Origin of the sequence: Micromonospora sp. NPDC007271, assembly GCF_040634005.1 — a bacterium.
GTDB lineage: Bacteria > Actinomycetota > Actinomycetes > Mycobacteriales > Micromonosporaceae > Micromonospora.
Window position 1 is genome coordinate 1 of sequence record NZ_JBEYER010000021.1, and the last position, 24,153, is coordinate 24,153.

Sequence of the window (24,153 nt, forward strand, 5' to 3'; positions counted from 1 at the left end):
AAGGCCGGCGGCGGCCCGAAGTGCTGCACGTTGCGACTCCGTCAGGGAAAGGCAGCTCCGCGCGATCTTGCAGTTTGTGCCCTCGTTTTGAGGCTTCTGCGGGCTTTGTCCCGTCCGAAACTGCAAGATCGCGGGGGTGGGGTGGGGGTGGGGTGGGGGTTAGAGGGGTTCTACGCCGGGGGGGAGGGTTTGGGCGGCGGTGGCGTCGTGGACGTACTCGAGGAGGATGCGGCGCAGCTCGCGGCCGGCATGGGTGGGCACCACGTCGCGGCGGCGGGCCACCGCGATGGTGCGCCGTACGCCGGGCGGGGCGAGCCGGGTGACCCGGATGGCGGGACGGCGGGCCACCACGATGCCGGGCACCAGCGCGACGCCGAGCCCCGCCTCGACGAAGCTGAGCACCGCGTCCATCTCCCCGCCGTCCACCGACAGGGTCGGCTCGAAGCCGGCCTCCCGGCACGCCTGGAGGGTCGCGTCGCGCAGGTCGTAGCCCTCGCGGAACATCACCAGCGGCTGGTCGCGCAGGTCGGTGATGCGCAGCTCGCCGCCGTCGGGGGCACCCGGGAGCGGGTCCACCGACGCGACCACCAGGCTCTCCCGCAGGATCGGGTCGGCGCGCAGCCCCGGGTCGGTGCCGGCTGAGGGCATGATGATCAGCGCCAGGTCGAGGTCGCCGCGGAGCAGGTCGCGGACCAGGTCCTGGGAGCCGCCCTCCTCCACCCGCAGGTCGACGGTGGGGTGGGCGTCGCGGAACCGGCGCAGCACCGGGGGCGCGAGGGCGGTGGCCAGGCTGGGCGTGGCGCCGAGCCGCACCCGGCCGCGGCGCAGCCCGACCAGCTCCTGCACCTCCCGGGTGGCGGTCTCCACGTCGGCGAGGATCCGCTTGGCCAGCGGCAGTAGCACCTCGCCCGCCGTGGTCAGGGTGATGTTGCCCCTTACCCGCTCGAACAACGGGGCCCCGAGGTCGGTCTCCAGGGCGTGAATTTGCTTACTCAAAGACGGCTGGGTGATGCCCACGAGGTCGGCCGCTTGGGTGAAATGTCGTACTTCTGCGACCGCGACGAAGTACCGGAGCTGATGGAGCTGCACCTAGATAGCTTATGGCTATCAAGACTGCGAGGTCGATGCATTGGACGACTGATCAAACTGCTCCTAGCGTCGGTCGCGTGGTAATCGCGAAAACTCGGTCGCCCATCCGCTCGAACGTGGGCCTCAAGGCCCTCATGGCGGTGACGGGCATCCTCCTTGTGCTGTTCCTCGTCGCGCACATGCTCGGCAACCTGAAGGTGTTCACGGGGGAGACCTCGTTCGACCACTACGCGCACTGGCTGCGCGAGATCGGGACGCCGCTGCTGCCGTCGACCTGGTACCTGTGGATCCAGCGGACCGTGCTGACCGTGGCCGTGCTGGGCCACATCGGGGCCGCCACAGTCCTGGCGATGCGCGCCCGCGCCGCCCGCCCCGTGGCGTACGCGCACCGCCGCAAGGTGCACGTCAACTACGCGGCCCGCACGATGCGCTGGGGTGGGGTGATCATCCTGCTCTTCGTGATCTATCACATCCTGGACCTGACCACCGGTCACCTGAACCCGCAGGGCGACCTGAGCAACCCGTACGGCAACGTGGTCGCCGACTTCGCCCCGGAGCGCTGGTACGTCACGCTCTTCTACGCGCTGGCGATCGTCACGCTCGGCTTCCACCTGCGGCACGGCGCTGCCAGCGCGTTCCGCAGCCTCGGCCAGCAGACCCCGAAGGGCGAGCGCCGGGCCCGGGCCGCCGCGCTGGTCTTCGCCGTCGCGCTCTGCGCCGGCTACCTGGTGGTCCCGTTCGCCGTACTCACCGGATTGGTGTCCTGACATGGATCTCTACACCGAAGGCGACCCGATCGCCGACACCAAGGCCCCGGACGGCCCCATCGAGACCCGGTGGGAGCGCCGCCGCTTCGAGGCGAAGCTGGTCAACCCGGCCAACCGCCGGAAGCTGACCGTGATCGTGGTGGGCACCGGTCTGGCCGGCGGCTCCGCCGCGGCGACGCTGGCCGAGCAGGGTTACCACGTCAGGTCCTACTGCTACCAGGACAGCCCGCGCCGGGCCCACTCGATCGCCGCGCAGGGTGGCATCAACGCCGCGAAGAACTACCGCAACGACGGCGACTCGGTGCACCGGCTCTTCTACGACACCGTCAAGGGCGGCGACTTCCGCTCCCGCGAGTCGAACGTGCACCGGCTGGCCGAGGTCTCGGTCAACATCATCGACCAGTGCGTCGCCCAGGGCGTCCCGTTCGCCCGCGAGTACGGCGGCCTGCTGGACACCCGCTCCTTCGGCGGCGCGCAGGTACAGCGCACCTTCTACGCGCGGGGACAGACGGGCCAGCAGCTGCTGCTCGGCGCGTACCAGGCCCTGGAGCGGCAGATCGGCCTGGGCAACGTGGAGATGAACGCCCGCCACGAGATGCTGGAGCTGGTCGTCGTCGACGGCCGGGCGCGCGGCATCGTGGTTCGCGACCTGGTCACCGGTGAGATCACCACCGAGCTGGCCGACGCGGTCGTGCTCGCCTCCGGCGGCTACGGCAACGTCTTCTACCTCTCCACCAACGCGAAGGGCTGCAACGTCACCGCCTCCTGGCGGGCGCACCGCAAGGGCGCGTACTTCGCCAACCCCTGCTACACGCAGATCCACCCGACCTGCATCCCGGTCTCCGGCGACCACCAGTCGAAGCTGACCCTGATGAGCGAGTCGCTGCGCAACGACGGCCGGGTGTGGGTACCGAAGGCCAAGGGCGACAACCGCAACCCGAGGGACATCCCCGAGGACGAGCGGGACTACTACCTGGAGCGGATCTACCCGTCCTTCGGCAACCTGGTCCCCCGGGACATCGCCTCCCGGGCCGCGAAGAACGTCTGCGACGAGGGGCGCGGCGTCGGCCCGACCGGGCTCGGCGTCTACCTGGACTTCGCCGACGCCATCGAGCGCCTCGGCCGCAAGGCCATCGAGGCCAAGTACGGCAACCTCTTCGAGATGTACGAGCGGATCACCGGCGAGGACCCGTACGAGGTCCCGATGCGGATCTACCCCGCCGTCCACTACACGATGGGTGGCCTCTGGGTCGACTACGACCTCCAGTCGACCATCCCGGGCCTGTTCGTGATCGGTGAGGCGAACTTCTCCGACCACGGCGCGAACCGCCTCGGCGCCTCGGCGCTGATGCAGGGCCTGGCCGACGGCTACTTCGTGCTGCCGAACACCCTGCCCAACTACCTGGCGAACGCCGGCTCGTTCGGGAAGATCGACGCCAGCCACCCGGAGGTGGTGGCGGCGCGCGTGGCCGTCGAGGAGCGGATCCAGAAGCTGCTCTCCATCAACGGCGACCGGACCGTGGACTCGTTCCACCGGGAGCTGGGCCAGATCATGTGGGAGCACTGCGGCATGGAGCGCTCCGAGGCCGGGCTGCGCAAGGCGATCGACGAGATCCGCGTTCTGCGCGAGCAGTTCTGGCAGCGGGTCCGTGTCCCGGGCGACGGCGAGGGGCTCAACCAGTCGCTGGAGAAGGCCGGCCGGGTGGCCGACTTCTTCGAGCTGGCCGAGCTCATGTGCATCGACGCCCTGCACCGCGAGGAGTCCTGCGGCGGCCACTTCCGGGCCGAGCACCAGACCCCGGACGGCGAGGCACAGCGCGACGACGACCGGTTCGCGTACGCGGCGGCCTGGGAGTACACCGGCGACCAGCCCGTGCTGCACAAGGAAGACCTGAAGTTCGAATACGTCCACCCCACGCAGCGGAGTTACAAGTGAACCTGACCCTGCGCATCTGGCGCCAGAAGGGCCCCGAGGACAAGGGTCGGATGGTGACCTACCGGGTCGAAGACGTGTCCCCGGACATGTCGTTCCTGGAGATGCTCGACGTGCTCAACGAGCGGCTCATCCTCGAGGGCGAGGAGCCGATCGCGTTCGACCACGACTGCCGTGAGGGCATCTGCGGCATGTGCAGCCTCATGATCAACGGTGAGGCGCACGGGCCGCAGCGCGGCACCACCGCCTGCCAGCTGCACATGCGCCAGTTCTCCGACGGCGACACGATCGACATCGAGCCGTGGCGGGCCCGGGCCTTCCCGGTCGTCAAGGACCTGGTGGTCAACCGGAGCGCCTTCGACAAGATCATCTCCGCCGGCGGGTACATCACCGCGCCGACCGGCAGCGCCCCGGAGGCCCACTCGGTGCCGGTGGCCAAGGCCAACGCGGACGCCGCCTTCGAGTCGGCCGCCTGCATCGGCTGCGGCGCCTGCGTGGCGGCCTGCCCGAACGGCTCCGGGATGCTGTTCACCGCCGCCAAGGTCACCCAGCTCTCGCTGGTGCCGCAGGGCCAGCCCGAGCGGTACACCCGGGTGATCGGGATGGTGGACGCGCACGACGAGGCCGGCTTCGGCGGCTGCACCAACATCGGCGAGTGCGCGGCGGCCTGCCCGAAGGGCATCCCGCTGAACACCATCGGCCGGCTCAACCGGGACTACCTCACGGCGACGGCGAAGCGCGCCGGCACCCCGGGCTCCTGAGCCCGCGGCGGGTCCGCCCGCCGCCCGACCCACCGACCGCCGCTCCCCAGCCGGGGTGCGGCGGTCGGCCTTCTTCGGGGGCCGGCGGTGTCGCCGCCGATGCCTGTCCGATGACCCCCTTTGGAGCTGAGCCGGATGTGACGTCACGCCCGGAGGGGGCTGGCGGGCCGGAGCCGACGGGCCGGGACCGGCGGGCCGGGGGCCGGCGGGCCGGCCGGCGTCGGAGGCGGGAAGCCTGAATCGTTCGCGACATCAGCTCCAAAGAACGTGGAGACCTGGTGCCGCAGTCGCACGGCCGCGGGCCGCCGGGGGCCGCCGGGGGCCGCCGCGGGCCGGGTGGCGGCGGGCGGCCGGTTCAAGCCGCTCCTCGCGGGTAGCAGCCCAGTGGGGCGGCACCCGGAGAGGGGACATTCAGGCATGAAGGCACTCACCTGGCACGGCAAGCGGGACGTCCGCGTCGAGGACGTACCGGACCCCCGCGTCGAGGAGCCGACCGACGCGGTCGTGCGGATCACCTCGACCGCGATCTGCGGCTCCGACCTGCACCTGTACGAGGTGCTCGGGCCGTACCTGAAGCCGGGCGACGTGCTCGGGCACGAGCCGATGGGAATCGTCGAGGAGGTGGGCCGGGGGGTGACCCGGCTCAAGCCCGGCGACCGGGTGGTCGTCCCCTTCAACATCTCCTGCGGCTCCTGCTGGATGTGCCGGCGCCAGCTCTACGCCCAGTGTGAGACCACGCAGGTGACCGACGAGGGCAAGGGCGCGACGCTGTTCGGCTACACCTCCCTCTACGGGTCCGTCCCCGGCGGGCAGGCCGAGTACCTGCGCGTCCCGCAGGCCCAGTTCGGCCCGATCAAGGTTCCCGGGGCCGGACCCGACGAGCGGTGGCTGTACCTCTCCGACATCCTGCCCACCGCCTGGCAGGCGGTGAGGTACGCCGACACCCCGCCCGGCGGCACCCTGGCCGTGTTCGGGCTCGGCCCGGTGGGGCAACTCGCCGCCCGGATCGGGCGGCACCTCGGAGCCGGCCGGGTGATCGGGCAGGACCTGGTCCCGGAGCGGCTCGAGCTGGCCCGCCGGCACGGCATCGAGGTGCTCGACCTGACCGACCTGGACGACGTGCCCGGGGCGCTGATCGACCTGGTCGACGGGCGCGGGCCGGACGCGGTGATCGACGCGGTCGGCATGGAGGCGCACGGCGCGCCGCTGGGCAAGCTGGCCCAGGCCACCGCCGGCCGACTGCCCGACAAGCTGGCCCGGACGATGACCGACCGGGTCGGGGTGGACCGCCTCGTCGTGCTGCACGCCGCGATCAAGGCCGTCCGGCGCGGCGGCACCGTCTCCGTCACCGGTGTGTACGGCGGCGAGCAGGACCCGATGCCGATGATGGAGATGTTCGACCGGGGCGTCCAGCTGCGCATGGGGCAGTGTCACGTGCGCCGCTGGGTGGACGAGATCATGCCGCTGCTCTCCGACGAGGACCCGCTGGGCGTCGAGGACCTGCGTACGCACCGGCTGCCGCTGGAGCAGGCGCCGCAGGCGTACGAGATGTTCCAGAAGAAGCAGGACGGCTGCGTCAAGGTCGTGCTCGCGCCGTGAGTCGTACGGTGGTGATCACCGGCGCGTCCAGCGGCATCGGCCGGGCGGCGGCCCGGGAGTTCGCCCGCCGCGGCGACCGGCTGGTCCTCGCGGCCCGCTCCCCCGCCACCCTGGCCCAGGTACGCGACGAGTGCCGGGCCGCCGGCGCGGCGGTGCTGGTCGTACCGCTGGACGTCACCGCGCCCGGGGCGGTGGCCGGGCTGGCCGACGCGGCCGTGGCGGAGTTCGGCGGCATCGACGTCTGGGTGCACACCGCCGCGGTGATGGCGTACGGCCGCTTCGACGAGCTGCCCGCGATGGTCTTCGAGCAGGTGGTGCGCACCGACCTGCTGGCCGCGGCCGAGGTGGCCCGGGTGGCGCTGCGCCGGTTCCGGGCCGTCTCGGCGGGCACGCTGATCCTCACCGGCTCGGTCCTCGGGCACATCACGGCGCCCTACATGAGCGGGTACGCGGCGGCCAAGTGGGGGCTGCAGGGGCTGGCCCGAACCCTGCAACAGGAGGCCCGGGAGACCCCGGACATCCGGATCTGCCTGATCAACCCGGGCAGCGTCGACACCCCGATCTACCGGCAGGCGGCCAACTACCTGGGTCGGGTCGGCCGCCCGCCACCGCCGGTCGCCAGCGCCCGGCGGGTGGCCCGGGCGATCGTGCACTGCGCCGAGCATCCCCGCCGCGAGGTGTCGATCGGCCGGCTGAACGTGGTCATGCGGTTCGGCTTCACCGTGCTGCCCGGCCTCTACGACGTGCTGGTCGGGCCGCTGATGCGGCTCGCCGGGCTGAGCAACCGGCCGGTCGCGCCGCACGGCGGCACGGTGTTCGCCCCCAACCCCGACGGCGAGGCGGTACGCGGCGGCTGGCTGCCCGACCTTCCGCAGGTGGTGCGCGCGCTGAGCGGGGCGACGGCGACGGCGGGCTCGGCGATGCTGCGCCGGCTGCGCTGAGCGCGGAGGCGAACCGGCGTCGGGATGGCTACCGTGTACTCGGCGGCGGCCTGCGGCGGCCGCGGTGGTGGTCCGCGGGACACGGCGGAGGGACGGCGATGGGCGCAGCACAGGAGCAGGAGGTCGAGCGGGCGTTGAGCCGCCGGCTGTGGCGGACGGCCGGGGTGGCGGCGCTGGCCGGGCTGGCCTGGGCGGGCCGCGACGTGCCGGCCCAGCTGGGCGGCCGGCTGACCGGTGCCCGGGCGGAACGTGCCGCCCGCTCCCCCCGGTTCCGGGACGGCACGTTCCACAACCCGACGAGCACCCGGACGATGGTCGCCGACCCAGGGCGCAACCTGCTCAAGGAACTGGTCTTCGGCAAGCAGAAGCGACGCCCGGACGGCCCTGTCCCGCTGCTCCGTCCGGCCGACCCGGCCCCGGCGGACACCACCCGCGAGCTGGGCATCGTCTGGTACGGCCACGCCTCGCTCCTGATCGAGATCGAGGGGCACCGGGTGCTGGTCGACCCGGTCTGGAGCGATCGTTGCTCCCCGTCGACCCTGATCGGCCCGCGCCGCATCCACCAGCCGCCGGTACGCCTCGACGAACTGCCCCGCCTCGACGCGATTCTCATCTCGCACGACCACTACGACCACCTGGACATGGCGACCGTACGCGGGCTGCTCGCCCACCAGTCCGCGCCGTTCCTCGTTCCCCTCGGGGTGGGCACCCACCTCGACCGCTGGGGCGTACCCGAGGAGCGGATCGTCGAGCTGGACTGGTCGGAGAGCCACCGGGTGGGCGGGCTGACCCTCACCGCCACCGCCGCCCAGCACTTCTCCGGCCGCGGCCTGCGCCGCGACGGCACGCTGTGGAGCTCCTGGGTCGTGGCCGGGTCGCAGCGGAAGGTCTTCTACACCGGCGACTCCGGCTACTTCGACGGCTATTCCAAGATCGGTGCCGAGCACGGCCCGTTCGACGTCACGCTGATGCAGATCGGGGCGTACGACCAGGCCTGGCCGAGCATCCACATGTTCCCGGAGGAGGCGGTCACCGCCCACCTCGACCTGCGCGGCGACCTGTTCATCCCGGTGCACTGGGCCACCTTCAACCTGGCCCTGCACGGCTGGTCCGAGCCGGTCGACCGACTCTGGGCCGAGGCGAAGGCCCGGGACGTCCGGCTGGCGGTGCCGCGCCCCGGCGAGCGGGTGGTGGTGGACGACCCGCCGCCGGTGGACGGCTGGTGGCAGGCCGTCGCCTGACACGGGTATCCGAAAAAGCTGGACAAGGCCCGCTTGCCGTCATATTTGGCTAGGCTTCCCGCTCATGTGGGATGGGACATTGAGGCCACATTATGCGAATTCCCTACATGAACCCCGCACGAAGCTGCGGCAAGGAAGATCGGGTCATCGGTCGCTGAGCCTGGCGGTGAAGCGAGCCGTCGACCTCTGCGTCGCCGGGCTCGCGCTGCTCGTCGCGGCGCCGGTGCTCGCCGTGGTCGCGCTGGCGGTGTTGCTGACAATGGGCCGGCCGGTGCTGTTCCGGCAGGCCCGGGTGGGCCGGCACGGCCACACCTTCATGATCCTGAAGTTCCGGTCCATGACCACCGGCTCGGCCGGGTTCGACACCGCCGACGACGCGGCCCGACTCACCCCACTCGGCCGCTGGCTGCGCGACACCAGCCTGGACGAGCTGCCAAGCCTCTGGAACATCGTCCGGGGTGACATGAGCCTGGTCGGGCCGCGCCCGCTGCCCACCAGCTACCGCTTCCGGTACACGCAGGAGCAGTTCCGCCGGCACGAGGTACGCCCGGGGCTCACCGGCCTCGCCCAGGTCAACGGGCGCAACGAGCTGAGCTGGGAGGAGAAGTTCGGCTACGACGTCTGGTACGTCGACCACCGCAGCACCCTGCTCGACCTGCGCATCATCGGCCGGACCGCGGCGGCGGTGCTGCGCCGGGAAGGGATCAGCGCACCGGGCAGCGCCACCGCGCACGAGTTCCTGGGGACCCCGGCCCGTCGGCCGGAGGTGCCGGTCGGCGCGGCGGCCGGCGGAGGGACAAGCGCGGGATGAGCCTCGACCTCGTCATCGTCGGCTGCGGCGGGCACGGGCGGGAGATCGCCCAGCTGGTGGGCGCGGTCAATGCGGCCGCCACCCGGCCGCCGTGGCGACTCCTCGGCTTCGTCGACGATCACCCCGCAGAGCAGAACCGCAAGCGGGTGGAGGCGGGCGGCATGACGTACCTCGGGCCGCTGTCCGCCCTGGCCGACCTGCGACCGCAGACCCACCTGGTCCTCGGCCTGGGCGATCCCCGGGTCCGGCGGGCGGTCGGTGGACGCGTCGACGCCCTCGGCCTCCCCGCCGCGAGCCTGGTGCACCCCGCCGCCACGGTCGGCGGCGACCTGGTCGCCGGTGAGGGCCTGGTCGTCTTCGCCGGGGCTCGGATCACCACGAACGTGACCGCCGGCCGGCACCTGCACGTCAATCAGAACGCCACCCTCGCGCACGACTGCGTCGTCGGTGACTTCGTGTCGCTGCATCCCCTCGCCGCCGTCTCCGGCGACGTGGAGCTGGGTGCGGGCGCGCTGGTGGGGGCGGGCGCGGTGGTGCTGCCCGGGCTGCGGGTCGGAGCCGGGGCCACCGTGGGTGCGGGCGCCTGCGTGACCCGGGACGTGCCGCCGGACGCGGTGGTGAAGGGCGTGCCGGCCCGCTGACCGGCCTGCTGGCCTCCCGATCAGAGCACGAAGGCGTCGGTCCAGAGGGCGCCGGAGCGGCCGGAGAGGGCGTCCAGCATCGCCACCGCCTGCCCGTCGGTGAGCTGGGCGACGAAGTCCACGATCGCCCGGCCGCGGGCCCGGCCGATCCGGTCCGGCGTACGCGGGTGCAGCTCGGCCTCGCCCAGCTCGACCAGGTCGTGCAGCCGGCGTGGCAGCCGGGACTCCTCCTCGGGGTCGAGCAGCCACTCCCAGAGCGCCTCGACCAGGGTGCCGAGCAGCCGCGCCTGGCCCCGCTGGTGCAGCGCCAGGTCCGGGCGGGCCAGCACGAACCGGTGGTGGACGAACTTGAGCACCTGCACCTCGTGCCACTGTGCCTTGGCCAGCAGCACGTGCCCGGAGCGGACGTCCGGCTCCGGGGTCACCGTGATCGCCTCGACGAACCGGGTGGACCAGCGGGCGGAGAAGCGGGCCACGTACTGCTCCGCCTCGATCGAGCCGTCGAACGGCAGCGCCAGCAGCCCCTCCACCAACTCCTCGCGGACGTGCTCGACGGCGGCGCCGAACGCCTCGTCGTCGGCGATCCAGCCGTCCTTGCGGTGCAGCTGGCGGCGCAGCCGCTCGATGGCCGCCCCGGGCCGGCGACCGGCGGCGGCCAGCGCGGCGCCGGTGATCGACCGGAAGTGCCCGCACTCCCGCTGCCAGGCCATCAGCTCGGCGGCCACCGCGCCCTGCTGGAGCACCCCGACCCGGTAGAAGTCCTCCACGTCGTGGATGGCGTACGCGATGTCGTCGGCGGTGTCCATGACGGACGCCTCCGGGGTCTGCTGCCAGTCCGGGATCCGCCCGGCGAACGGCTCCCGGGCCTGGCGCAGGTCGTCCAGCTCGGTCCGGTACGCGCCGAACTTCGCCGACCCGCTCTCCGGGTCGTCGGGCGGGACCGCCGCGCCGCGCGGCGCCGGGTCGAGGTGCCGCGGGTGCGGGTCCGGATGGTCCAGGCGGGTCCACGGGTACTTCAGCATCGCCGCCCGGACCGCCGCGGTCAGGTCCAGGCCGGTGGTCGCCGCGCCGCGGATCTCCGTGCTGGTGACGATCCGGTACGACTGGGCGTTGCCCTCGAAGCCGTCGGGCAACCCGAGGCGCTGGCGGGCCAGCCGATCGAGGACCCGCTCCCCCAGGTGCCCGAAGGGCGGGTGGCCGAGGTCGTGGGCGAGCGCGGCGGCCTCCACCACGTCGGGGTCGCAGCCGCCCAGTTTCTCCAGCAGGTCGCGGTGCGCCTCGTCGGCGATCAGCCGCTCGGCGATCGCCCGGGCCACCTGGGCGACCTTGAGGCTGTGGGTGAGCCGGTTGTGCACCAGCAGGCCGGACCCGCCCGGGCTGACCACCTGGGTCACCCCGCCCAGCCGGGTGAAGAACGGCGACGCGACGATCCGGTCCCGGTCGGCCCGGAACGGGCTGGTGGCCAGGTCGCCGAGCGCCCGGGCGCTGCCCCCGAAGAGCCGGCGGGCCCGCGGATCCGCTGGTTGTTCCATCAGCGCAACGCTAGCGCGGGGGCCGGGCACTGGTGACAGCGGCCGGGCGTACCGGGTCTAGAGGCGTTCCACCGCCGGTCCGGAACACCGGTTCCGGGCGTCGAAGACGTAGCGCGCCCGCCGGCTCACCATCTCGTAGTCGAAGACGTCGTGGTCCGTGGCCACCACCACCGCGTCGGCCGCGTCGACCTCCTGCTCGGTCAACGGCACGACCAGCACCCCGCCTGGGACGTAGTGCGGCTCGGCGTACGGTTCGGCGGCGCGGACGTCCGCGCCCAGGTCACAGAGCCGCCGGGCGACGTCGGCGGCCGGCGAGTCGCGCATGTCACCGGTGTTCTTCTTGTAGGCGAGGCCCAGCATCAGGATCCGCGCCCGGCTGACCGCCCGGCCGGTCCGGTTGAGTCCGCCCATGATCCGCTTAGTGACGTGCTCCGGCATCTCGCGGTTGACGTCGTTCGCCAGCTCGATGAAACGGAACTGGCGGCCCAGCCGCCGCTTCACCTGCCAGGAGAGGTAGCAGGGGTCGATCGGCAGGCAGTGCCCTCCGACACCGGGGCCGGGCCGGAACGGCATGAACCCGAACGGTTTCGTCTCGGCGGCCTCGATCGCCTGCCAGATGTCGATGTCCAGCTGGTGGGAGACCATCGTGAGTTCGTTGATCAGGGCGATGTTGACCTGCCGGAAGGTGTTCTCGATCAGCTTCGTCAGCTCGGCCACGCGGGTCGAGGCCACGGGGACGGTGCTGGCCACGATCCGGCGGTAGAAGTCGTCCACCCGGGTCAGCGATGCCGCGTCCACCCCGGAAACCACCTTCGGCGTGTTCTCCAGCCGCCAGCTGGGGTTACCCGGATCGATGCGCTCCGGGCTGTAACCGAGGTGGAAGTCACCCGGACTGTGCAATCCGCTGGCCGACTCCAGGAGCGGGCGTAGCAGTTCCTCCGTGGTGCCCGGGTACGTGGTCGACTCCAGCACCACCACGCAGCCCGGCCGGATGTAGGGCCCGATTCCGGTGCCGGCCTGCTCCACGTAGCTCAGGTCGGGGGTGCCGTCCCGGAGCGGGGTGGGCACCGTGATCACGCAGACGTCGAAGCCCTCGGCGTCGGGGTACTCTGCGCTCGGGCGGTACCGGCCGCTGGCGAGCGCCCGGCCGAGCCGGTCGGACGGGATGTCCTCCACGAAGGACTCGCCGGAGGCGAGCCGCTTGACCCGATCGGTGTCGACGTCGAGCCCGACCACGTCCATGCCTGCTTCAACGGCCCGCATGGCCAGCGGCAGACCGACGTAACCCTGGCCGATCACGACCAGCTTCTCAACACTCACCCGGGCTCCCGGTGGACGAAGGAATCACCTGGTTGGGAGGTTAGAGGGACTTCTGATGCCGTAAGTCCGGTTTCGTGATATCAGGCCGATCGGCGTCACCGGGTGCGCCGGAGGGCGGGGCGTCGGGGGTGGACGGCAGAATGCACGACGGAACCCACGCGAGAAGGCGGATCAAGATCGTGACCCAGTCTGTTCACCAGCGGATCGCAGACGAGCTCGGCGTCGCCGAGCGTCAGGTGCGGGCGGCCGTGGAGCTGCTCGACGGCGGCGCCACCGTGCCGTTCATCGCCCGCTACCGCAAGGAGGCCACCGGCCTGCTCGACGACACGCAGCTGCGCACCCTGGAGGAGCGGCTGCGCTACCTGCGCGAGCTGGACGAGCGCCGCGCCGCGATCCTGGAGTCGATCCGTTCCCAGGGCAAGCTCGACGAGGCCCTCGAGGCGCAGATCATGGCCGCCGAGTCGAAGTCCCGACTGGAGGACATCTACCTCCCGTACAAGCCGAAGCGGCGGACCAAGGCGCAGATCGCCCGGGAGGCCGGGCTGGAGCCCCTGGCCGACACGCTGCTCGCCGACCCGACGCAGGACCCGCGCGAGACGGCCGCCGGCTTCGTGGACGCGGACAAGGGCGTGGCGGACGCGGCCGCGGCCCTGGAGGGCGCCCGGGCCATCCTCATCGAGCGCTTCGCCGAGGACGCCGACCTGATCGGCACGCTCCGGGAGCAGATGTGGTCGCGGGGCCGGCTGGTGTCCCGGGTACGCGACGGCCAGGAGGCCGCCGGCGCCAAGTTCGCCGACTACTTCGACTTCGCCGAGCCGTACCCGAAGCTCCCCTCGCACCGGATCCTCGCCATGCTGCGCGGCGAGAAGGAGGGCGTGCTTGACCTGACCATGGACCCGGAGCCGGAGGGCGACTCCGATGCCGTCGTCACCGGCCCGACCCGGTACGAGGCGGCCATCGCCGGCCGGTTCGGCGTCACCGACCAGGGGCGCCCGGCCGACAAGTGGCTGACCGACACCGTCCGCTGGGCCTGGCGTACCCGGATCCTCATCCACCTCGGCGCGGACCTGCGGATGCGGCTCTGGCAGGCGGCCGAGGAGGAGGCCGTGCGGGTGTTCGCCACCAACCTGCGCGATCTGCTGCTCGCCGCGCCCGCCGGCACCCGGCCCACCATGGGGCTGGACCCGGGCCTGCGCACCGGCGTGAAGGTGGCCGTGGTGGACGCCACCGGCAAGGTGGTCGCCACCCACACCATCTACCCACACGAGCCGCGCCGGCAGTGGGACGCCTCGATCGACATCCTCGCCAAGCTCGCGGCGGCGCACGGGGTCGAGCTGATCGCGATCGGCAACGGCACTGCCAGCCGGGAGACCGACAAGCTGGCCGGCGACCTGATCAAGCGGCACCCGGAGCTGAAGCTGACCAAGGTGGTGGTGTCCGAGGCCGGCGCCTCGGTCTACTCCGCCTCGGCCTACGCCTCGCAGGAACTGCCCGAGCTGGACGTGTCGCTGCGCGGCGCGGTCTCCATCGCCCGCCGCCTCCAGGACCCGCTCGCCGAGCTGGTGAAGATCGACCCGCGCTCGATCGGCGTCGGGCAGTATCAGCACGACCTGTCCGAGGTGAAGCTGTCCCGCTCGCTGGACGCGGTGGTGGAGGACTGCGTGAACGCGGTCGGGGTGGACGTCAACACGGCCTCCGCTCCCCTGTTGACCCGGGTCTCCGGCATCGGCGCCGGGCTGGCGGAGAACATCGTGCTGCACCGGGACGCCAACGGGCCGTTCCGGACCCGGGCCGACCTGAAGAAGGTGCCCCGGCTCGGGCCGAAGGCGTTCGAGCAGTGCGCCGGCTTCCTGCGTATCCCCGGCGGCGACGACCCGCTCGACTCCTCCAGCGTGCACCCCGAGGCGTACCCGGTGGTGCGGCGGATCCTTGCCCAGACAGGGCAGGACGTGCGCTCGCTGATCGGGCAGAGCAGGATCCTGCGCGGGCTGAAGGCGACCGACTTCGTCGACGAGACGTTCGGCCTGCCCACCGTGACCGACATTCTCGCCGAGTTGGAGAAGCCCGGTCGCGACCCGCGCCCGGAGTTCAAGACGGCGACGTTCGTCGAGGGCGTTGAGACGATCGGCGACCTGAAGCCCGGGATGATCCTGGAGGGCGTGGTCACCAACGTGGCAGCGTTCGGCGCGTTCGTCGACGTCGGCGTGCACCAGGACGGCCTGGTCCACGTCTCGGCGATGTCGCACACCTTCGTGAAGGACCCGCGGGACGTGGTGAAGTCCGGCGACGTGGTGAAGGTCCGGGTGCTCGACGTCGACGTACCCCGCAAGCGCATCTCGCTGACCCTGCGGCTCGACGACGAGGCCCCGGCGGGCGGCGGCCGGCCGCCAGCCGGCGACGGGCGCCGCGAGCGCGGCGGTGGCCAGGGCGGCGGCGGTCAGCGCGGCGGCCAGGGCGGCGGGGGCCAGCGCGGCGACCGGAGCGGCTCGCGGGGCGGGCCGCAGCAGCGGGAGGGCCGTGGGGGCGGCGGGGCCGACCCGGCCAACAGCGCCATGGCGGACGCGCTGCGCCGCGCCGGCCTGGCCTGATGTCCTCCGCGCGCTGTCGAGCTGATGTCGTCAACGGATCGGCCGGGACGACTCAGCTCGACAGCCGCCGGCCGGTCGGGGCGCGTACCCTCGCGGGCGTGGGTGCGGACGACGGCCTGGAGTGGCGGGAGCGGCAGCGCCGCGCGGTGCGGGCGCACGCCGAGGCCGACGCCCGGCAGCGTGCCACCGAGCAGGCGGAGGCGGCGGAGCTGGTGGCCCGGTTCGCGGCCGAAGCGACCCGGCGCGGCCTGCGCCCGGACCGGTTGACCGTGACCTCCTACGACGGCCGCGCCCGCTACCGCACCCGCCTCACCGGCTGGTACGTGGACCGGGCGCGCAGCCGGGCGGTGGACGGCGAGGGGCGGTTCTACCTGCTGACCGTGCCGCCCAGCCTCCGGTCGTGGGTGTTCGGTGCCGACCCCGAGCCGTCCCCGCCGCCGTTGGTCGTCGGGCGGGGTGGCCGGGACGGGGAGTCGATCCTGCTGCGGGACCTGCTCACCCGGCGGCTGGCGGCTGGCGACGACTGGGGCTGAGCCGGCGCTCAGTCCCCGGCGGCCCGGTACCCGCCGCCCGGTGGCGCACTCGCCACCACCACAGCTGCTGTACGACCAGGGTGGCGAGGCCGGCCAGCACGATCGCGAGCAAGTTGATCACCAGCTGGACCGAGGAGCCCATCGCCTCCTGCCACACGCCGTACGCCGCCGCCACGGCCACGTTCGCGGCGGCGGGCACGGTGGTCACCGAGATCAGCACACCGACCAGCGCGCCGGACTTTCTCGAGGTCAGCGAGAGCATGCCGGCGACACCGGCGAGCAGACCGACCACCCAGGAGAGAGCGTCCGGCCGCCAGATGAAGTCGGTCAGCGGCCGGGGCGCCAGCAGGGTGGCCCGGCTGACCAGACCGGCCGCGGTCAACGCCCAGGTGCTCAGCACGGTCACGAGCATGGCGGCCAGGAAACCGACGGCGAGGGCCTGCAGCGACCGGCCGACCACCCGCCGGTTGCGCCGCAGCAGTGCGACGCTGAGTGCGGCGAGCGGGCCGAATTCAGGGCCGACCACCATCGCCCCCACGATCAGGATCGGCTGGTCGAGCAGTACGCCGATACCGGCGATCATCGTGGCCACCATGATCAGCGCCAGGAACGTCCCGCTAAGCACCGTCTGCTCGCCGGTCTTTGCGGCGATCTCGTCCCAGACCAGGGCGTCCTCCCCGTGCCCTGGCGCCTCCCGGGCGGCCCGTTCCGCCGCCGCCGAGAGCGTCACCTCGACGTCGTCCGCGGAGATGCCGCCGCGCGCCTCGACGCCGAGTTCCTGAAGCCGGCGCAGGACCTGGTCGGCGCGCTCCCGGACCACGTCACAGGTGATGTAGTCGCCGGCCGGCTGGCGGGCGGCACCGGCCAGCAGCACAAGATGGGTCACGCCGGGATCGGCCGCCAGCAGGTCGGCGACCGCGTCTGACCGGTCGGGCGGCACGATGATCCTCAGGTGCAACACGGCCTTCCCCCTCGCCGATCAGCCGCCGAGCACTGTACTGCGTCATTCAGGCCGGCGGGCGCTGGTCCTGGCCGCCTCCTGACGCCCGAACGGCGCTGTGCCAGGGATCGCCGTGCTCGTCGGATCTTGCTGGCCGGCTGCCTCCACCCGAGGGACACGAGCAACGGGGGAAAAGGACACACAGGTTTCGATGGGATATAAAGGAACAAAGGACCTTTAAGCGCATTTCTAGCACAGGCGGAGCAATGACGCAGACACGAAGCAGGCCGGAGGCCTCATCGCAGACGTCCTTCCGGGCTGACATCGAGGGACTACGTGCCCTGGCGGTCGTCCTGGTACTGGTCGGCCACGCTGGCAGTCAGTTCCTGCCCGGCGGTTTCGTGGGCGTGGACGTCTTCTTCGTGATCTCGGGTTTCCTGATCACGGGCCTTCTCGTCGACGAACTCGACCGCACCGGACGGATCTCGCTGGCCGGCTTCTACGCCCGCCGCGCCAAGCGACTGCTGCCTGCCGCCGGCCTGGTGCTCCTGGCCACCCTGCTGCTCACGTACCTGTTTCTGCCGAAGGTTCGCTTCTCCAACACCGCCTGGGATGTGGTGAGCAGTGCGCTGTATGTGATGAACTGGCGGCTCGCCCAGCAGTCCGTGGACTACATGTTCGTCGACCAGGCACCCAGCGTCCTGCAGCACTACTGGTCGCTGAGTGTGGAAGAGCAGTTCTATTTGATCTGGCCGTTGCTGTTGCTCGGATTGACCGTCCTCGGTGGCCGGAAACGGCTGCGCCGTGACGTGCTGATGGTCGGTTTCGCGGTCGTCGCGCTGCCGTCCTTCGCCTGGTCGATCCACCTCACCTCGGCGGATCCCGCACCGGCGTACTTCGTGACGACCACGCGGATGTGGGAACTCGCCCTTGGCGGCGCGGTGGCCATCGTCGGCGCCCGACTCCACCGGACGCCGCGAGGGCTGGCCCCCGTTCTCGCCTGGTCCGGGCTGGCCGGCGTGGTCGCTTCGGCCTTCGTGTTGGACTCCACGTCGGCCTTCCCCGGGTACGCCGCCTTGCTGCCCACCGCCGGTACGGCTGTGGTGATCGCCTTCGCCGCGGCCGCCGGCCGGGCCGGGCCGGCCGGGCTGCTCAGCCTGCCGCCCATGCGCGTGATCGGCGGGCTGTCGTACTCGCTCTACCTGTGGCACTGGCCGCTGTTGATGGTCGCTGACTATCGGTTCGGCGAGTTGACTCCGTCTGCGCGCCTGGCGGTGGTGGCGCTGTCCGCGGTACCGGCGGGCCTCACCTACCACTTCGTGGAGAACCCCATCCGCCGGTCGCCGGCGCTGGCCTGGTACCCGATGCGGGCGCTACGCCTCGGCGCCCTCTGCACGGGCACGGCGGTGATCGCGGGCCTGCTCTTCCAGCTGACCGTCTGGCCGCCGGCCCGAGCGCCACTGTCTGCGCCCGCTGTGCCGTCACTTGGCGGGAGCAGCGCTTCGGCGAGCGCCAACGCCCCTGCCGGACCACCGGGAGCTGCGGTCCTGAGCAAATCGCCCCGGGGTGACCTGGCCGGGAGGCCGGTCGACCGGGTCGACTCGATCACCCCCGACCCGCTGGTCGCCGCGAAGGACGTTCCGGCGACAAACCGCACCAACTGTCACATCCAGCAGAACAGCAGCGAGCCAGTGACCTGTGTGTACGGTGTCAAGGACGCCTCCTACACCGTCCTGCTCGCCGGCGACTCCCACGCCGAACAGTGGCTTCCCGCGCTGGAGGAGGTCGCGGTGAAGCGGAATTGGCGGGTGGTGGCGCACATCAAATCCGCGTGCCCGTTCCTCGCCATGGAGGTGGCGCTTGACGGCCGGCCGTACACCAGTTGCACCGAGTGGAACCGGCGGATCCGCGCCCAACTGCGCGCCGACCCGCCCGACCTGCTGCTGGTGGGCAGCTCCTTTTATCTGACCCTGCGCGACGGCGAGCTGGTGACACAAGGGGCGCAGGAGATCCTGGCCACCGGTCTACGAGACAGCTGGCGGGAGATGACCACGATCGGGGTGCCGGTGGTGGTGCTCCGGGACCCGCCGTACCACCGCCGAGACCCGGTCGAGTGCGTCTCCGCCAACCCGAACCGGCTGACTCGGTGCGCCCCGCAACGTGACGAGGTGCTGGCTGCCGGAGGTGGCATCGCCCAGGAGCGGGCCGCCAAGCGACAGCCGGGAGTCCACCTGATCAATCTCAACGACGCGATCTGTCCCACAGACCGCTGCGCGCCGGTCATCGGCGGCGTACTCGTCTATCGGGACACCAACCATCTCACCGCCACCTACGCCCGGACGCTCGCGCCCCGGCTCGACAGCGCCCTGGCCACCGTACAGTCGGGTGGAATCTGAAGCGTCACACGGTTGCGTCGATGAGTCCCGGCCGTGCCCGCCGTGCTCGACGGCGGGGCCGACACACATCGATCGATCCTCGGGCAACAGCAGCTCTCTACTGACCGGACCGCCGGCAGGGTTGATCATGCTCTGGCGCTGTTCCGCGGCAGAGCGTCACCCTTCCGGCGAAATGGCGTTGGCCGTGTTAGGTCGCTGCCGTTCCACCTACCGGGCCGCTGCGCCGCCTATTACATGAAAAGCCCGAAGAGAACGATCAGCGCGTGCTACACACATATACCCAGATAATCGCCACGTGCCCGGATGGAGGGAGGAGCCGATGAGTAGCCGCATTTTTCTCTCCTCGCCGGATGTCGGACCGCTGGAAGAGTCGTACCTGGTACGCGCCCTCAGGTCCGGGTGGGTCGCACCCCTCGGACCAGAGGTGGAGCAGTTCGAGCGGGACGTGGCGGAGCGGGCCGGCACGGCCGGCGCGGTGGCGCTCGGCTCCGGGACCGCCGCGCTGCACCTCGCCCTGCTGGCCCTGGGTGCGGGACCGGGCACGGTGGTGGTGGTCCCCACCCTGACCTTCGTCGCCACCGCCAACGCCGTCGTGTACACCGGCGCCGAGCCGGTCTTCGTCGACTGCGAACCGGCCAGCGGCAACATCGACGTCGACCAGCTCGCCGAGCTACTCAACGAACTGGCCCGGGCCGGACGCACCGTGGCGGCGGTGGTGCCCGTGGACATGTTCGGCAGCTGCGCGGACTACACCGGACTGCTGCCGGTCTGCGCCGCGGCCGGCGTACCGGTGCTGGAGGACGCGGCGGAGGCGCTGGGCGCCACGCACGGGGGCCGGCCCGCTGGATCGTTCGGCCACGCCGGAGTCTTCTCGTTCAACGGCAACAAGATCATCACCACCTCGGGCGGCGGCATGCTGGTCTCGGACGACCGCGACCTGCTGGCCCGCTGCCGGTACCTGGCCACCCAAGCCCGGCAACCGGTACGCCACTACGAACACACTGACGTCGGCTACAACTACCGGCTCAGCAACCTCTTGGCCGCGCTCGGCCGGGCCCAACTGCGCCGGCTCGACGGGATGATGTCCCGTCGGCGCGACATGCGCGACCGGTATGCGAAGCTCTTCGCCGGGGTGGCCGGCGCCCGGCTGCTCGGCGACCACGACCAGGGCTCGAACTGCTGGCTGACCACTCTGATCGTCGACCCCGGGGTGGCCGGCTGGCGGGTCGAGGATCTCGCCGCCGACCTGGAGCACCAGGAGATCGAGACCAGGCCGGTGTGGAAGCCGATGCACCTCCAGCCGGTGTTCGCCGGCCGGCAGGCCCGGGTCACCGGCGCCGCGGAGACCCTCTTCCGGAACGGCCTGACGCTGCCCAGCGGTTCGGTCTTAGGCGAGCCCGAGATCGAGCGGGTGCTCACCGCCATCTCCCGGTTCCTGCAGCTGCGTGGGCGATAGCCCCCGCGCCGCCCCTGGTGGCCCGCGCGACCAGCGACGACGACAGGAGAGAGATGGACGAGGGGACTACGTCGACGGAGCTGGCGGCGCCGGGGGTGCTGCGAGCGCTGCCGGTCGCCATGGCCTGGTACGTCGTCGGCCTGATCGGGCTGGTCCTCGCCCCCGGCACGGACGGCACCCGGGACAACCGCAACTGGCTGCTCTCGCTCGCCTGCCTCGGCTTCGGGCTGTACGTCTTCTGGAGCCACGGCGGACCGCGGATCACGGCCGTCGGCATCTACAGCTTCGCCTTCGCCCTCTTCGTCGGCTTCTCGGCGGTGTACCAACTGGTCCTGCCGGACCCCACCGCGCTCGACTTTCTGCACCCGGCCCTGGTCTGCGCGTACTTCGGCCAGGTCACGACGTGGTTGCTGTTCTGGACCACCGCCCCGGCCGGGCGGGACGGCCCGAAGCGGACGCCGTGGGGCGACCGCCGGATCCTGCGGACCACCACCGCCATCGGCACCGCACTCACCCTGATCTCGCTCGCCAAGCTCGCCGTCGAGCAGCCCGCCCAGGTGGAGCCAGACGCCAGCCGGATCTCCTTCATCCTGGACGCGGCGGGCTTCTGCGGTGCCCTGCTGCTCGCCGTGGGTCTGCTGGACCGGGAACGCCACCGCCCACGGCCACTGGCCTACCTAACGCCGCTGGCCGCCTTCGGGGTGCAGATCGCCCTGTCGACCGGCATGGGTCGGCTCAGCCTCGGCGCGCTCGGCTTCGCCTTGCTGGTGGTGATGTCGCGACACGCCCGCGGCCGGTTGCTGAAGCTCAGTGTCCTGCTTGTCAGCCCCGCCGCCCTCTGGTTCCTCGCCTCCATGCGACGCCGGGAGGCCGATGAGGTGGTCAGCGTAAGCCAGAACGGACTGGAATCAGTGGTCAGTCCGCTGCAGGGCTTCGCCACGCTGCTACACATGTCCCAGCTCAGCGACATCCCGCTGGCCTGGGGACGGACCTTCGTCGCCGCCGTCGTGGGTCTGGTGCCCCGGGCGGTCTGGCCGCACAAACCCGACGGATTCGGCTCGGAGGTCGTCACCGTGCTGCACCCCGGGCTGGTCGGCACCGGCCACTCCGACGCGGCCCTCTTCCAGGGGGAATGGATCTACAACTTCGGCACCGTCGGCCTGCTGCTGATGGTCCCCTGCGCGGGCCTGATCGTCCGGGGCGTCGACCGGCTCATCGTCTGGATGTCCGAGCGGCGGATCGACGGCGTCCGCGCCCTGGCCGGATACGGGCTGGCGATCATCGTCGCCGTCGGCATGCCCGACCTGATGTGGGTGGGCACCTTCACCTGGGTAGTCCGCGGCGGGATGCGGGCGATTGTGCTCGGCACGGCGGTCCTGGCGATCCTCGTGCTGCTCCAGCTCTCCGCCCGGGCCACGGCGACGCTGCACGCCCCGCGGGTCACCGCCCGCCGTCCCGCGCAGCCCGCACAATCCGGATCGGGCGGCCCCACGCCGCAGCGCCACGCGTCCACCTTCGCCGCGCGCCAGGGAGAAGCAGCCCGATGCATGTCGACCACCATGATGGACACGAACGGCTGAAGTGGCTGCTCGACATCGCCGTAGCGGGGCCGCTGCTGCTGGCGGCGCTGCCCGTCATGGCCGCGGTGGCGCTGGTGGTGGCGCTCGCCATGAGGCGTCCGGAGCATGCTCGTCGGCACGAGGTCAGGCCCGGATTACCGGGCTCGCGTAGATCTGTGGTCGCAACCCCATCGGCTCGGAGGACAAGTTCGCCTACGATGTCCGCTACGTCGACCAGGGCTGCCTCGCACTCGACCTACGGATCCTGGCGGAGACAGTCGCCGCCGTCCCGCTCCTGCGGGGATTTCCGCGGCCGGGAGGTCACCGCCCCGGAGTTCGTGGGAGCGGTCCGATGCGGCAGCGTGCCGTTCCTCTGGTCGACCGAGGCGCTGCGTGACGCCCACCCCAGCGCCTGCACATCGGGGCGGACAGCACGGTCGGCGCCGGCACGTGCGTGGCTGCGGGACGTGCCGACGGGCAGCGTCGTAAAGAACGTACCGGCACGGTGATCGTCGGGCGGGGTGGACGGTGGCCGGGACGAAGGCCTGCTCCGCGCCCGGGCCCAACGGCGGGGCCCGCAGACAGCATGCATTTGCCCGAGGGCGCGGCGGTGGTCACCGACGACCGGCCTACCTCGGCTTCGGCCTGACGTTGGCCCCCGCGGCGCGGGACGACCTGGTCGCCCGTTCGCTCACCCACCTGCTGGGTAGCAGTTGGTGAAATCCCCTCGACCTGCGGCCGCGCGCGGGCGCGGCACCGGGCCGGTCCTCACCATCGGATGCCTGCCCACGCGTGGTGACGACGCACGGTCGACAGGATGAAGTCGACCACTCGGCGGGAGGTGTCCGGCACCTGGTAGTCGGCCGGGCAGGGCACCCCGTCGGCGCTCTGGCCGATCACGACTCGCACCGCCTCCACCACGCCGGCCGGGTCGAGGCCGGTCATGATGATGCTGCCCGCGTCCAGAGCCTCCGGGCGCTCGATGGACTCACGCAGGGTGACCGCGGGGAAGCCCAGAATTGCGGCCTCTTCGCTGATGGTGCCGCTGTCAGAGAGGGTGCAGCGGGCGTTGCGCTGCAGGTGCACGTAGTCGAAGAGACCGAACGGCTCGTGGAACGCCAGGCCGTCGAGAATGCTCGGGTCGGGCGCCAGCGCCTCCAGGCGTTTGCGGGTGCGTGGATGGGTGGAGACGAGCACCGGCAGGCCCCACTCGTCGCGCACCGCGCCCAGGCACCCAAGCAGTTGGCGCAACCGTTCTGGCTGGTCGACGTTCTCCTCCCGGTGGGCGCTGACCAGGAAGTAGCCGCCCGGATCGAGCTCCATCCGCCGGAGCACCGTGGATCTGTCGATGTCGGCGCGGTAGTGGCCGAGCACCTCACGCATGGGCGAGCCGGTGTGCAGGATCCGGCGGGCGGGCAGTCCCTCGGCGAGCAGGTTCCGCCGGGCGTGTTCGGTGTACACCAGGTTGAAGTCGGCGACGTGGTCAACCAGCCGGCGGTTCGTCTCCTCCGGCACGTTCAGGTCGAAGCAGCGGTTGCCGGCCTCCATGTGGTAGACGGGCACCCGCATCCGCCGGGCCATCAGGGCAGCGATAGCGCTGTTCGTGTCGCCGAGCACCAGCAGGGCGTCGGGCCGGACCTCCAGGATCGCGTCCTCCACGCCGGCCAGCACCCCGCCCAGCACCCGCCCGAGGGAAGTGGTGTCCACGCGCAGGAACCGGTCCGGCCGACGAATCCGCAAATCACGGAAGAACACGTCCGACAGGGCCGGATCCCAGTTCTGCCCGGTGTGGACAAGGACGTGGTCGACCGTGCGGTCGAGCAGGTCGACCACCCGGGACAGCCGGATGATCTCCGGCCTCGTCCCCACCACCGTCATTACCCGCGTCATCTCACGTCGTCCTCTCAGGCCCGTGGTCGCCCACATCGATCAGTCGTTGACCACAACGAACCGGGCGATCCGCGAGACACGTCCACCAATCAGCGAGCGCCTCGTTTTTGGTCGTCTTAAACGCATTTGCCGGCTTGAGGTAGCTTTTCAAGCTTC

At 71.7% G+C, this 24,153-nt stretch carries 18 protein-coding genes; 13 read left to right on the plus strand and 5 right to left on the minus strand.

The window, feature by feature from the left end:
• Positions 1–159: 159 nt before the first annotated feature.
• The gene (locus tag ABZ570_RS10375; protein ID WP_358059972.1) at positions 160–1,089 is read right to left on the minus strand and encodes a LysR family transcriptional regulator; all 930 of its coding nucleotides are present in this window, start codon (positions 1,087–1,089) and stop codon (positions 160–162) included.
• 35 nt (positions 1,090–1,124) lie between these two features.
• On the opposite strand from ABZ570_RS10375, the gene ABZ570_RS10380 reads away from it, so the two are divergent.
• From ABZ570_RS10380 to ABZ570_RS10415, 8 genes are all read left to right on the plus strand, one after another.
• Entirely contained in the window at positions 1,125–1,856 is a 732-nt protein-coding gene (locus ABZ570_RS10380) for a succinate dehydrogenase cytochrome b subunit (protein WP_358059975.1), read from the plus strand.
• A gap of 1 nt (position 1,857) precedes the next feature.
• Positions 1,858–3,792 (plus strand): fumarate reductase/succinate dehydrogenase flavoprotein subunit, encoded by a 1,935-nt coding sequence (locus tag ABZ570_RS10385; protein WP_358059978.1) that lies wholly within the window; start codon positions 1,858–1,860, stop codon positions 3,790–3,792.
• On the plus strand, positions 3,789–4,550 hold the full coding sequence (locus tag ABZ570_RS10390; protein ID WP_358059981.1) for a succinate dehydrogenase/fumarate reductase iron-sulfur subunit: 762 nt from the start codon (positions 3,789–3,791) through the stop codon (positions 4,548–4,550). Before ABZ570_RS10385 ends, ABZ570_RS10390 begins: the two co-directional genes overlap by 4 nt.
• Before the next feature lie 417 nt (positions 4,551–4,967).
• Positions 4,968–6,149, plus strand: coding sequence for a zinc-dependent alcohol dehydrogenase (locus ABZ570_RS10395; protein WP_358059984.1), 1,182 nt, complete (start codon positions 4,968–4,970; stop codon positions 6,147–6,149).
• The gene (locus tag ABZ570_RS10400) at positions 6,146–7,090 is read left to right on the plus strand and encodes an SDR family NAD(P)-dependent oxidoreductase (RefSeq protein WP_358059987.1); all 945 of its coding nucleotides are present in this window, start codon (positions 6,146–6,148) and stop codon (positions 7,088–7,090) included. The genes ABZ570_RS10395 and ABZ570_RS10400 overlap by 4 nt, the downstream gene beginning before the upstream one ends.
• Before the next feature lie 98 nt (positions 7,091–7,188).
• Entirely contained in the window at positions 7,189–8,331 is a 1,143-nt protein-coding gene (locus ABZ570_RS10405) for an MBL fold metallo-hydrolase (protein WP_358059990.1), read from the plus strand.
• A 166-nt stretch (positions 8,332–8,497) separates the two neighbouring features.
• Positions 8,498–9,142, plus strand: a complete 645-nt coding sequence (locus ABZ570_RS10410; RefSeq protein WP_358059993.1) for a sugar transferase — start codon at positions 8,498–8,500, stop codon at positions 9,140–9,142.
• Positions 9,139–9,783 (plus strand): NeuD/PglB/VioB family sugar acetyltransferase, encoded by a 645-nt coding sequence (locus tag ABZ570_RS10415; protein ID WP_358059996.1) that lies wholly within the window; start codon positions 9,139–9,141, stop codon positions 9,781–9,783. The genes ABZ570_RS10410 and ABZ570_RS10415 overlap by 4 nt, the downstream gene beginning before the upstream one ends.
• Before the next feature lie 20 nt (positions 9,784–9,803).
• Here the strand turns inward: ABZ570_RS10415 and dgt are convergent, their stop codons facing one another.
• Positions 9,804–11,315, minus strand: coding sequence for a dGTP triphosphohydrolase (gene dgt / locus ABZ570_RS10420; RefSeq protein ID WP_358059999.1), 1,512 nt, complete (start codon positions 11,313–11,315; stop codon positions 9,804–9,806).
• Between the two features lie 57 nt (positions 11,316–11,372).
• Positions 11,373–12,635 (minus strand): nucleotide sugar dehydrogenase, encoded by a 1,263-nt coding sequence (locus ABZ570_RS10425; protein ID WP_358060002.1) that lies wholly within the window; start codon positions 12,633–12,635, stop codon positions 11,373–11,375.
• Between the two features lie 140 nt (positions 12,636–12,775).
• Between ABZ570_RS10425 and ABZ570_RS10430 the strand changes: the two genes are divergently transcribed.
• Together ABZ570_RS10430 and ABZ570_RS10435 are read left to right on the plus strand one after the other, a co-directional pair.
• Positions 12,776–15,223 carry a Tex family protein gene (locus ABZ570_RS10430; protein ID WP_358060005.1) on the plus strand — a complete coding sequence of 816 codons (2,448 nt, stop codon included), beginning with the start codon at positions 12,776–12,778 and terminating at the stop codon, positions 15,221–15,223.
• A 98-nt stretch (positions 15,224–15,321) separates the two neighbouring features.
• Positions 15,322–15,756 (plus strand): hypothetical protein, encoded by a 435-nt coding sequence (locus ABZ570_RS10435; protein WP_358060008.1) that lies wholly within the window; start codon positions 15,322–15,324, stop codon positions 15,754–15,756.
• Here ABZ570_RS10435 and ABZ570_RS10440 read toward each other — a convergent pair.
• Positions 15,719–16,717, minus strand: a complete 999-nt coding sequence (locus ABZ570_RS10440; RefSeq protein WP_358060011.1) for a DUF389 domain-containing protein — start codon at positions 16,715–16,717, stop codon at positions 15,719–15,721. The two genes, ABZ570_RS10435 and ABZ570_RS10440, sit on opposite strands and share 38 nt — an antisense overlap.
• Positions 16,718–16,962: 245 nt before the next feature.
• On the opposite strand from ABZ570_RS10440, the gene ABZ570_RS10445 reads away from it, so the two are divergent.
• From ABZ570_RS10445 to ABZ570_RS10455, 3 genes are all read left to right on the plus strand, one after another.
• Positions 16,963–19,092: an acyltransferase family protein gene (locus ABZ570_RS10445; protein WP_358060014.1), complete on the plus strand. Its 2,130-nt coding sequence runs from the start codon at positions 16,963–16,965 to the stop codon at positions 19,090–19,092.
• A gap of 319 nt (positions 19,093–19,411) precedes the next feature.
• Entirely contained in the window at positions 19,412–20,548 is a 1,137-nt protein-coding gene (locus ABZ570_RS10450; protein WP_358060017.1) for an aminotransferase class I/II-fold pyridoxal phosphate-dependent enzyme, read from the plus strand.
• 53 nt (positions 20,549–20,601) lie between these two features.
• Positions 20,602–22,128, plus strand: coding sequence for a hypothetical protein (locus tag ABZ570_RS10455; RefSeq protein WP_358060020.1), 1,527 nt, complete (start codon positions 20,602–20,604; stop codon positions 22,126–22,128).
• A 747-nt stretch (positions 22,129–22,875) separates the two neighbouring features.
• On the opposite strand, the gene wecB is transcribed toward ABZ570_RS10455, so the two are convergent.
• The gene (wecB, locus tag ABZ570_RS10460) at positions 22,876–23,997 is read right to left on the minus strand and encodes a UDP-N-acetylglucosamine 2-epimerase (non-hydrolyzing) (RefSeq protein WP_358060023.1); all 1,122 of its coding nucleotides are present in this window, start codon (positions 23,995–23,997) and stop codon (positions 22,876–22,878) included.
• Positions 23,998–24,153: the final 156 nt, after the last annotated feature.

Coding starts and splice junctions, on each gene's coding strand:
- ABZ570_RS10380 (WP_358059975.1), top strand. CDS start 1,125: ATGCATTGGACGACTGATCAAACTGCTCCTAGCGTCGGTCGCGTGGTA.
- ABZ570_RS10385 (WP_358059978.1), top strand. CDS start 1,858: ATGGATCTCTACACCGAAGGCGACCCGATCGCCGACACCAAGGCCCCG.
- ABZ570_RS10395 (WP_358059984.1), top strand. CDS start 4,968: ATGAAGGCACTCACCTGGCACGGCAAGCGGGACGTCCGCGTCGAGGAC.
- ABZ570_RS10405 (WP_358059990.1), top strand. CDS start 7,189: ATGGGCGCAGCACAGGAGCAGGAGGTCGAGCGGGCGTTGAGCCGCCGG.
- ABZ570_RS10415 (WP_358059996.1), top strand. CDS start 9,139: ATGAGCCTCGACCTCGTCATCGTCGGCTGCGGCGGGCACGGGCGGGAG.
- dgt (WP_358059999.1), bottom strand. CDS start 11,315: ATGGAACAACCAGCGGATCCGCGGGCCCGCCGGCTCTTCGGGGGCAGC.
- ABZ570_RS10430 (WP_358060005.1), top strand. CDS start 12,776: ATGCACGACGGAACCCACGCGAGAAGGCGGATCAAGATCGTGACCCAG.
- ABZ570_RS10445 (WP_358060014.1), top strand. CDS start 16,963: ATGACGCAGACACGAAGCAGGCCGGAGGCCTCATCGCAGACGTCCTTC.
- ABZ570_RS10450 (WP_358060017.1), top strand. CDS start 19,412: ATGAGTAGCCGCATTTTTCTCTCCTCGCCGGATGTCGGACCGCTGGAA.
- ABZ570_RS10455 (WP_358060020.1), top strand. CDS start 20,602: ATGGACGAGGGGACTACGTCGACGGAGCTGGCGGCGCCGGGGGTGCTG.
- wecB (WP_358060023.1), bottom strand. CDS start 23,997: ATGACGCGGGTAATGACGGTGGTGGGGACGAGGCCGGAGATCATCCGG.